We start from the raw sequence: 9,457 nt of genomic DNA on the forward strand, positions 1-9,457 counted from the left end.
TTCCGGGCCTGCTGCTTAGGCTTTTGCCAGGACCGCGTGGGCGGGCGCCTGGCCGGGAACCTCAACCGGGATGCCCGGCTCGCCGCGGCCGTACAGCCAGTCGTTGTACTGGAAGTTGTTGTCGCCACGGCTCTTGAACAGCATGTTCCGCAGCACCCGGGCCACACCGTCCACATGCCAGGACTCGCCCCAGATCCGGGCGGTCCGCTGGACCCGGGCAGTCCTGGCGGCGCGGGCCTCGTTGAAATCGCGGAAGGCAGTCTCCCACGCACCTGCGTCAATGCCGTCGGCGGTGAAGACGCTGCCGCGGGTGGTGTCCTGCAGGACCGCTGCATCCTCGAGGGCCTGGCATGCACCCTGCGCCAGGTACTGGAGCATCGGGTGCGCGGCGTCCCCGATGAGTGCCATCCGGCCGGCAACCCAGTTTTCGATCGGATCCCGGTCATACATCGGCCAGCGGATGCCGGTGGCCAAATTCTTCAGGGCTTCCTGCACGGCGGGGACGCAGCCGGCATAGGCGGCCTCAAGCTCGTCAACGCCCCCGTACTGTTCTTCACCCCGTTCAAAGGAGGCGGACTTGAAGACCGCCACGGTGTTCAGCAGCTCGCCCTTGCGCAGCGGGTACTGGACAAGGTGGCAGTTCGGCCCGAGGTAGACAATGACGTCCTCGAGGTCCGCGGCGGGGGTCTCGGACGTGATGGGCACGGTTCCGCGGTAGGCAACGTAGGCCGACGAGACGGGACCGTCATTGGCCACGGTGCCACGGAGGGTGGACTTCAGGCCGTCTGCTGCCAGGACTGCGTTTGCCTCGTACACTGCGCCGGCGGCGGTGTAGGCCCGGGCCTTGCCGCCGTCGGTCTCCACCTTCTGTACCAGGACGTCGTTGACCAGGGTGACGCCGGCTGCCTGGCAGGCTTCGAGCAGGATCCGGTGCAGGTCGCTGCGGTGGATCACCACGTAGGGGGCTCCGTAGCGCTCCTCGAATTCACCGCCCAGGGTCTGGCGGGTCAGTTCCTCGCCGGTGACGGCGTCGCGGAACACCAGGTGCTTGGGCTGCACGCCGATCTCCAGGGCCTTCTCCAGCAGGCCCCAGCGCTTGAGCACCCGGGAGGCGTTGGGTGCCATCTGGAGTCCGGCGCCAACTTCGCCGAAGGCGGGGGCCACCTCCACCAGGGTGACGTCGGCGCCGTTCTCCTTCAAGGCGAGCGCCCCGGCAAGCCCGGCCATGCCGCCGCCCACTACCAGGACATCGGTGGACGCTTTGATGTTGGTCATTGTGAAACTCCTACTGCTTTGGTGGTCGATGCGATTTTGGTGCCGATGATTCCGAGCAGCACGGCTGCTGCGGCGGCTGCCCCGGCAAATGCCAGGAAGTTTGAGTTGACGCCCAGGCCCGCTGCGAGCAGCAGCCCGCCCACCTGCGGAGCGGCGACGGCGCCGATCCGGCCGACGCCGAGTGCCCAGCCGAGTGCCGTGCCCCGCAGGTGCGCCGGATAGTGGCTGGCCACCGCGGCGATGATGAGGCATTGGGTGCCGTGCGTTCCCACCCCGGCGAGCACCAGCATGAGATAGACGACGGCGACCGGCGGCCCCGTGACCAGGACCAGCAGTCCGGCGGCGGCGACGGCGGCTGCCGCGATGGCCGTGGGTATGGGTCCGAAGCGGGTGCCCGCCCAGGCGGTGATCACCGAACCGGCCACCGCTCCGAGGTTCAGCGCCAGCGCGAACGTCAGGGCGGAGCCCAGGTTGTAGCCCGCAAGCTGCATGAGGTTCGGCAGCCACGTCCCCAGCCCGTACCAGGCGAACAGCGTCACGAGCGTCGCGATGGCATACAGCACGCTCATGCCGATGAACGGTGCACGGAGCAGGGATCCGAAACCGACGGGCTCCTTCCCGGCACCGTTCCCGGCGGTTCCGGTTTCCCCGGCTACGCCAGTTACCGCCGGCGGCAGTGTCTCCGGCAGGTAGCGCAGGCCCAGCGGAATGACCACCACCAGCGCGAGGACGGCCACCAGGAACATGATGGGCCAGCCGAAGGCGGGAATGAGCGGGATGCCCACCAGGGCCGCGATGGAACCGCCGATGGGGACACCGGACATCATGAGGGTGGCGATGGTGGACCGCCACTTTGCCGGCACCAGTTCAGCCACCAGCGCGTTGGCGGAAGGCACCAGGCCGCCCAGTCCTATTCCGGCGAGCAGCCGCAGGCCGCCGAACACCGGAGCGTTCGGGGCGAAGGCGCACAGGATGGTGAACACGGAGAAAACCACCGCGCACCCGAGGATGGTCCGCCGCCGGCCCCAGCTGTCGGACATCCGGCCGGCGAAGATTGCACCGATCATCATGCCGATGAAGGCCATGGACCCGACGGTCCCCGCCGTGGCTTTGGTCAGGCCCCAATCGGTGTCATTGATCAGGGATCCCTGCACTGTCCCGTAGACGATGAGGTCGTAGCCGTCGAAGACGACCAACAGCCAGCAGACCAGGACGGCCATGACGGAACGCCTGGGAAACGCGGCCGGCCCGGAGCCTGCAGTCCCGGGACCCGTGCCGGCGGGTATGGTGCCCGCAGATGGGCGCTGCGGCACTGCAGCGGAAGGTGTGTGATTCATCCCACTACTGTGCTGGCCGCTCCCCCGCACCGCCTATAAGATTCTGGTATGCAGAATCTTCCGGCCCGCCGGATGCCCACGTACCCCATCGAGGCCGTGGACAACGCCCTGCAGCTCCTCCAGCTCCTGCGCGACGTCGGCAGCCTCCGGCTCAAGGACGCCGCCGAAGAACTGAAAGTGGCGCCGTCCACCGCCCACCGGCTGCTGGCCATGCTGGTGTACCGGGGGTTTGCGGTGCAGGACGAAACGCGGCGTTACGTTCCCGGTCCGGCGATGGGCGCAGGCCCGGCGGGCGTCAACTGGACCCGGCCGTTGCGTGAACTGGCCCAGCCGCATATGGAGCTGCTCAGCTCCCGGACCAGCGAAACCGTGAACCTGATGATCAGGGTGGGAACCAAGGTGCGTTTCCTGGACACCGTTGAAGGCACCAACACGCTGCGGGTGGGCGACCGCCAGGGAACAGTTATGCCGGCCAACAAGGCCTCGGGCGGGAAGGCGATGCTGGCCGAACTGGATCCGGCAATGCTCGAACAGCTGTTCCGCAGCCCCAACGCCGAAATCGGCGGCGACAACATTCCGGATGACGAATACCCCGGCTTCCTGCGCGAACTGGAAACCATCCGCAGCAACGGGTTCGCGGCGAACTTCGAGGGCACCGAGGAAGGGATCAGCGCATTCGGTGTAGCCCTCCATAACGGCCGGGGCAATGTGGTGGGCGCCATCAGCGTCGCAACCCCGGTGGCCAGGTTCCGCCGCCTGTTCGATGCCGGCCTCGTTGCGGTGATGATGGAAACCCGGAGGCAGCTGGAGATCGACATCGCGGCCAATCCGGTGGACCCCGCCGCCCGGACCTAAGCAGGTCCCGTCCCCACATCAATTTCTGCAGACCAGAATTAGATGGGGATCACACTCCGCTCTCCTTAGTGTCGAATGCACGCCGCAACCAGTCCGCATGCAAGGAGAAGGCCACCGTGTCCATCAGCGCTGAAAACCACACGCACGAGTCCGTAGCCCAGGGAATGTCCCTTCCGGACCCCACTCCCGAAGAGGCTGCCCAGCTTGAGCAGCTCTACAAGGACTTCGACAGGGAAAACCTGATCCCCTTGTGGAAGGAGATCGCGGACCTGATGCCGATGGTCCCGTCGCCAAAGGCTGTGCCCCATGTGTGGCGGTGGAGCGACCTATACCCGCTTGCAGCCCGCGCCGGTGACCTGGTGCCCGTGGGCCGGGGCGGGGAACGCCGGGCCATTGCCCTCGCCAACCCGGGCCTGGGCAACACCCCCTACGCAACCCCCACGCTGTGGGCCGCCATCCAGTACCTCGGCGCCCATGAGACCGCCCCCGAGCACCGGCACTCGCAGAACGCCTTCCGCTTCGTCGCCGAGGGCGAAGGCGTGTGGACCGTGGTGAACGGGGACCCGGTGGCCATGCGCCGCGGGGACTTCCTGCTGACGCCAGGCTGGAACTTCCACGGCCACCACAACGACACGGACCAGCCGATGGCGTGGATCGACGGCCTGGACATCCCGTTCGTCCACTACACGGACGCCGGGTTCTTCGAGTTCGGCACGGAGCGGGTCACTGACGAAGCCACCCCGGACATCTCCCGCTCCGAACGCCTCTGGGCCCACCCCGGCCTGCGCCCGCTCTCCGGCCTGGATGACACCACCAACTCGCCCATCGCCGCCTACCGGTGGGAGCACACGGACGCCGCGCTCCGTGAACAGCTCCTGCTGGAGGACGAGGGTCACCCCGCCACCGTGTCCCAGGGCCACGCCGCCGTCCGCTTCACCAACCCGACCACCGGCGGGGATGTGATGCCCACCATCCGCGCCGAGTTCCACCGCCTGCGCGCCGGCGCCGCCACCGAACCCCTCCGCGAGGTGGGGTCCAGCGTCTGGCAGGTCTTCGAAGGCACGGGCACCGTGGTGCTCAACCGTGAACCCAAAAACCTGGCCAAGGGCGACCTGTTCGTCGTCCCCTCCTGGCAGGAATGGTCCCTGCAGGCCGGCACCGAATTCGACCTCTTCCGCTTCAGCGACGCCCCCATCTTTGAACGCCTGAACTTCAACCGCACCTACACCGAAGGACGCACCAAGTAATGAGACTCCTCACCCTCCGCACTTCCGAAGGCACGACGGCGGTCCGCCAGGACGGCGACACCCTCACCGAAATTTCCGGGTTCGTCGACGTCGGCGCCCTGCTGCAGGACCCCGCCTGGGAAAGCACGGCGAAGGCCGCCAGCGGCGCAAGGCACGCCCTCGACGGCGCCGACCTCGCCGCCGTCGTGCCCTCCCCCGGGAAGATCATCTGCGTGGGCCACAACTACCGCAACCACATCAAGGAAATGGGCCGCGAAGTCCCCGAATACCCCACCCTGTTCGCCAAGTACGCCGAATCCCTGATCGGGCCCAACGACGACCTGGCCCTCCCGCAGGAATCAGACACCGTGGACTGGGAAGCCGAACTCGCCGTCGTCATCGGCAAGCAGGGCCGCCGCATCAGCGAAGCCGACGCCGCGGACCACATCGCCGGCTACGCCGTCCTGAACGACATCAGCATGCGGGACTACCAGTTCCGCACCATCCAGTGGCTGCAGGGAAAGACCTGGGAGAAGTCCACCCCGTTCGGCCCCGCCCTGGTCACCAAGGACGAATTCACCCCCGGCCCGCTCATGACCTCCGCGGTGGACGGCGACGTCCAGCAGTCCACCCCCACCTCGGACCTGGTGTTCACCCCCGAATTCCTGGTGTCCTACATCTCCACCATCATCACGCTGAACCCCGGCGACGTCATCGCCACCGGCACCCCCGGCGGCGTGGGGCACGCACAGGACCCCAAGCGCTACCTGCAGGAAGGCCAGGTCCTGGTCACCACGATCGATGGACTGGGACAGCTGACCAACCGCGTGGTCAAGGAAGCCTGATGGCAGCCCGCCACGACCAGACGAAGGACCCGGCGCTCCTGGACGCACTGCTCCAGGTGCGCCGGGGCACCGCGTTCTTCGCCCGCAAGCTCAACGAGCTTTCCGACGCGGACCTGGACGGCGCATCGCTGCTGCCGGGCTGGACACGCCGGCACGTCGTGGCACATGTGGGCTACAACGCGCGGGCCATCGCACGGCTGATCGAATGGGCCGCCACCGGCATCGAAACTCCAATGTATGCCTCCCCGGAGGCCCGGAACCACGAGATCGATTTTGGCTCCACACTCAGCCCCATCGCGCTGCGGAACCTCTTCGACCACTCCGCCATCCACCTGAACGTTGAATGGCGCGACCTGCCCGCCGACGCCTGGCACAACAAGGTCAAAACAGCCCAGGGAAGGGTTGTTCCTGCCGAGGAAACCGTCTGGATGCGCACCCGCGAAGTCTGGCTCCACGCCGTCGACCTGGACAACGGCGCCTCCTTCGCCGAGATCCCGGAACCCGTCCTGGCACGGATCCTCAAGGACGTCACCGGAGCCTGGGCCACCCGCGGCACCGACCAGGGCCTGAGGGTGGAAGTCGCCGGACAGCCCGCCGCACTGTTGTTCGGGGATGCCGCGTCCGCCTCACCCTTGGTGGTCTCCGGCCCCCTCGCCGCCATCGCGCAGTGGGCCACCGGCCGCGGCACAGCCGGGACCTCCGCTTGGCACAACGGCGGCCCGGTCACACCGGCGCCCGCGGCACCTGCTTGGATCTGAGCTGCGTGCTCTGACCTGCTTGCTCTGACCTGCGGTTTTTCGACCCCAGGTACGGAACCCGGTTCCTCGGAACGCCGACCAAAGAACGGCCGCCCGAGTTGGACCGGGTTCCATATTTAAGGCCCTCCGCGCTGGATACCATGATGTGACCGGACAGAGCCGTCCGGACGGATCGAGCGCAAAAGGAACCCCATGGCCGCGGTTACGGTGGACGACATCCTCTCGGATCTCCCCCTGGGTTTCGCCAGCCTCATCCTGCGGCCCGGCCCGGCCGGCGCTGCCATCGAACGGTTCCTGATCCTGGACGCCGACGATGAAACCGCCGACGCCGGCGGGGCCTTTGTCCTCCTGATCGGCGTGCGGGGCCGGTCCGCGTTGCCCGCGCTCCGCAGGCTCCTGCGGAACCCGCCGCCGGTGGTTGCCGTCAAAGGCAGCCGCGAAGACCTCGCCGAAGCCGAAGAACTGCTCCACGCCGCGGGTACCGGGCTGCTCCTGGTGGATCCGGGCGCCGACTGGGACCGGCTGCTGTCCATCGCCAAGGACCGCATCCAGCCGCCCAGCTACCAGAGCGAAGTCCTCACGCTGCTGGAAGAGGACCTTTTTGCCATCGCCCAGACCACGGCCCGGCTGACCTCAAGCCACGTGGTCATCGAGGATGCCGCCAACAAGGTCCTGGCCTACTCCACCGTCTCCAACGACATCGACGAGCTGCGGAAAGCCTCCATCCTGGCACGGCGCGGGCCGCGGAAATACGAGCTGCTGCTCAAAGACCTTGGCGCCTACCGCGAACTTCACCGCACCCGGCTGCCGGTCCGTGTTCCGGCACGCCCGCAGGACGGGCTGCGGGAACGGGTTGCCATCACGCTCTTCGCCGGTGAGCGCATCATGGGCTACATCTGGCTGCAGGAAACCGGGGACGGCTTCGGGCAGGACGTCGACTATGTCCTCACCGGGTCCGCCGCCCGCGTTTCGGCCGAGCTGATCCGCTACCGCAACCAGCAATCGGTGCACATGCGCGAAGACCGGATTGTCCGGATCCTGTCCGGTCCGGCCGAGGCGGCAGCCAGCGCCCACAGCGAAAAGATCCCGGCGGAGCACCCGGCCGCGCTGATCCTGATCGGCATGTCCGACGCCCAATCCCAGGCCGACGACGCCGCACTCAAGCACGGCGAACTGGCCAACCTCGCCTCCATCCACGCCGCTGCCTACAAGGCGTCCGCCGTCGTCGGGCAGTTCAACGGGGACACCGCCGTCATCGTCCCGGGCCTGCAGTCGGCAGCCGTGGAACCGGGGCTGCGCACGCTTGCCGAGGCGATCGTCCGCGACGCCCGCAAGCATCTGGGCATCAGTCCGTTCGCGGCCATCAGCCCCGTGGTGCCGAACCTGCTCACCATCCACTCGGCCACCCGCATCACCGAGGCCCTGCTGGCCTGCGTTGCCACGTCACCGGACGCCGCCGTGGCAACCGTGGACGACTTCGAAGGCGAAATCCTGTTCCGCGAAGCCGTCACGAACTTCACCTCCTCGCCCTTCCGCCACCGCAGCCTGGCGGCGCTGCTCCAGGGGGACGCCGAACTCGCCGAAACCCTGCGGGTGTACTTCGACGCGTCGTTCGACGTTGCCGAGTGCGCACGGCGCCTGGCCCTTCACAAAAACACCGTCTACTACCGCGTCAGCAAGGCCGCCCGCTCCACAGGCCTGGACTTCGGCAACCCGCGCGACGCGCTGGTGGCCATGCTCCACCTCCAGGAATGGGCCGCTGCGCACAACGATCGTTCAGGCAGGAAATGACCACACTTCTCGAAGCGCCGCCCCTGGGCCCGCTGCTCGATGACATCGTCCGCAGCCACCGCCCCCGGCAGGAGTCCGGCACTGTCCCCACCAACATCCCGTTCCTGGCGAACGTGCCTTTCGACAGCTTCGGGATAGCCGTTGCCACCACCGGCGGCGAAGTCTTCAGCTCCGGCGACGCGCACGTCCCCTTCTCCATCCAGAGCATCTCCAAGGTTTTTACGCTGGCCATGGCGCTCCAGGGGAGCAATCCGGGAAGCCTCTGGTCCCGGGTCCTGCGCGAACCGTCCGGAACGTCCTTCAACTCGCTGGTGCAGCTGGAGGTTGAGCACGGCATCCCGCGCAACCCCTTCATCAATGCAGGGGCCCTGGTGGTCACCGACCACCTGATGGAAGAAACGTCCGACGCCGCCACGCAGCTTCTGCGGTTCGTCACCGAACAGGCGGGGAACCGTCAGTCAGTTTCCGAAATGGCAGCTTCCGGAATGGCAGGGTCCGGGGCAGCGGGACCCTTTATCGACGAGGCTGCCGCGGCCAGCGAGCTGGCCCGCAGCAGCCGCAACCTCGCCCTGGCCCACTTCCTGAAGGACTTCGGCAACCTTCGGCGCCCGGCCGAAGCCGTGGTCCACAACTATGTCCGCCAGTGCTCCATCATGATGACCTGCGTTGAACTGGCCAGGGCCGGACTGTTCCTTGCCAACAACGGCCAGGGCACGCAAGGCACCGTCCTGTCCAGGAGCGAGGCGAAACGGATCGGGTCCATCATGCTCACCTGCGGCATGTACGACGCCGCCGGCGAGTTCGCCTACCGTGTGGGCCTGCCCGGCAAAAGCGGCGTGGGCGGCGGCGTCCTGGTCATCGTCCCGGGCCAATGCGCCATTTGCGTCTGGAGCCCGCGCCTGGACGCCAAGGGCAACTCCCTGGCCGGCACCGCCGCCCTTGCCGATCTTTCGGACCGCACCGGCTGGTCCGTCTTCTAGCGTTCCCCCGCTGCACTCCCCACAGCTTCTTTCCCCAACCAGCACGATCTTCTCCGTATCGAAAGGATCACCCATGCCCAACAACCCCAATGACGAGGTTGAGATTTCCCAGCTCTACGGCGGCCATGCGCATGCCTCTGAGTCGGCGTTGCATGCCGAGGACAAGGGTTACCACAAGAACCTCAAACCCCGGCAGATCCAGATGATCGCGATCGGCGGTGCGATCGGTACCGGCCTGTTCCTGGGCGCCGGCGGCCGCCTGAACGCCGCCGGCCCGTCGCTGGTCATCGCCTACGCGGTCTGCGGGTTCTTCGCGTTCCTGATCCTCCGCGCCCTGGGCGAACTGGTCCTGCACCGGCCCTCCTCGGGCTCCTTCGTCTCCTACGCCCG

Annotated in this window: 8 protein-coding genes and 1 pseudogene; 7 read left to right on the forward strand and 2 right to left on the reverse strand. The window is 67.4% G+C overall.

Annotated features, from left to right (window positions below; genetic code table 11):
• Nucleotides 1-15 precede the first annotated feature (15 nt).
• Together P2Q66_RS21680 and P2Q66_RS21685 are read right to left on the reverse strand one after the other, a co-directional pair.
• The gene (locus tag P2Q66_RS21680; RefSeq protein ID WP_275731452.1) at nt 16-1,275 is read right to left on the reverse strand and encodes an FAD-dependent monooxygenase; all 1,260 of its coding nucleotides are present in this window, start codon (nt 1,273-1,275) and stop codon (nt 16-18) included.
• Nucleotides 1,272-2,612 carry an aromatic acid/H+ symport family MFS transporter gene (locus P2Q66_RS21685; protein ID WP_275731454.1) on the reverse strand — a complete coding sequence of 447 codons (1,341 nt, stop codon included), beginning with the start codon at nt 2,610-2,612 and terminating at the stop codon, nt 1,272-1,274. Before P2Q66_RS21685 ends, P2Q66_RS21680 begins: the two co-directional genes overlap by 4 nt.
• Nucleotides 2,613-2,660: 48 nt before the next feature.
• On the opposite strand from P2Q66_RS21685, the gene P2Q66_RS21690 reads away from it, so the two are divergent.
• The 7 genes and pseudogenes from P2Q66_RS21690 to P2Q66_RS21720 all read left to right on the forward strand — a co-directional run.
• Nucleotides 2,661-3,467 carry an IclR family transcriptional regulator gene (locus tag P2Q66_RS21690; RefSeq protein ID WP_275731455.1) on the forward strand — a complete coding sequence of 269 codons (807 nt, stop codon included), beginning with the start codon at nt 2,661-2,663 and terminating at the stop codon, nt 3,465-3,467.
• Between the two features lie 116 nt (nt 3,468-3,583).
• On the forward strand, nt 3,584-4,714 hold the full coding sequence (locus tag P2Q66_RS21695) for a cupin domain-containing protein (protein WP_275731456.1): 1,131 nt from the start codon (nt 3,584-3,586) through the stop codon (nt 4,712-4,714).
• On the forward strand, nt 4,714-5,538 hold the full coding sequence (locus tag P2Q66_RS21700; protein ID WP_275731457.1) for a fumarylacetoacetate hydrolase family protein: 825 nt from the start codon (nt 4,714-4,716) through the stop codon (nt 5,536-5,538). Before P2Q66_RS21695 ends, P2Q66_RS21700 begins: the two co-directional genes overlap by 1 nt.
• A complete protein-coding gene (locus P2Q66_RS21705) occupies nt 5,538-6,296 on the forward strand; it encodes a maleylpyruvate isomerase family mycothiol-dependent enzyme (protein WP_275731459.1) in 759 nt (252 codons plus the stop codon). Before P2Q66_RS21700 ends, P2Q66_RS21705 begins: the two co-directional genes overlap by 1 nt.
• A 192-nt stretch (nt 6,297-6,488) precedes the next feature.
• Nucleotides 6,489-8,087: a helix-turn-helix domain-containing protein gene (locus P2Q66_RS21710; protein ID WP_275731461.1), complete on the forward strand. Its 1,599-nt coding sequence runs from the start codon at nt 6,489-6,491 to the stop codon at nt 8,085-8,087.
• On the forward strand, nt 8,084-9,067 hold the full coding sequence (locus P2Q66_RS21715) for a glutaminase (RefSeq protein WP_275731463.1): 984 nt from the start codon (nt 8,084-8,086) through the stop codon (nt 9,065-9,067). The genes P2Q66_RS21710 and P2Q66_RS21715 overlap by 4 nt, the downstream gene beginning before the upstream one ends.
• A gap of 73 nt (nt 9,068-9,140) precedes the next feature.
• Nucleotides 9,141-9,457 (forward strand): annotated as a pseudogene (locus P2Q66_RS21720) (L-asparagine permease); the annotation flags it as partial.

This window comes from Arthrobacter sp. Cr_A7 (assembly GCF_029222765.1).
GTDB lineage: Bacteria > Actinomycetota > Actinomycetes > Actinomycetales > Micrococcaceae > Arthrobacter.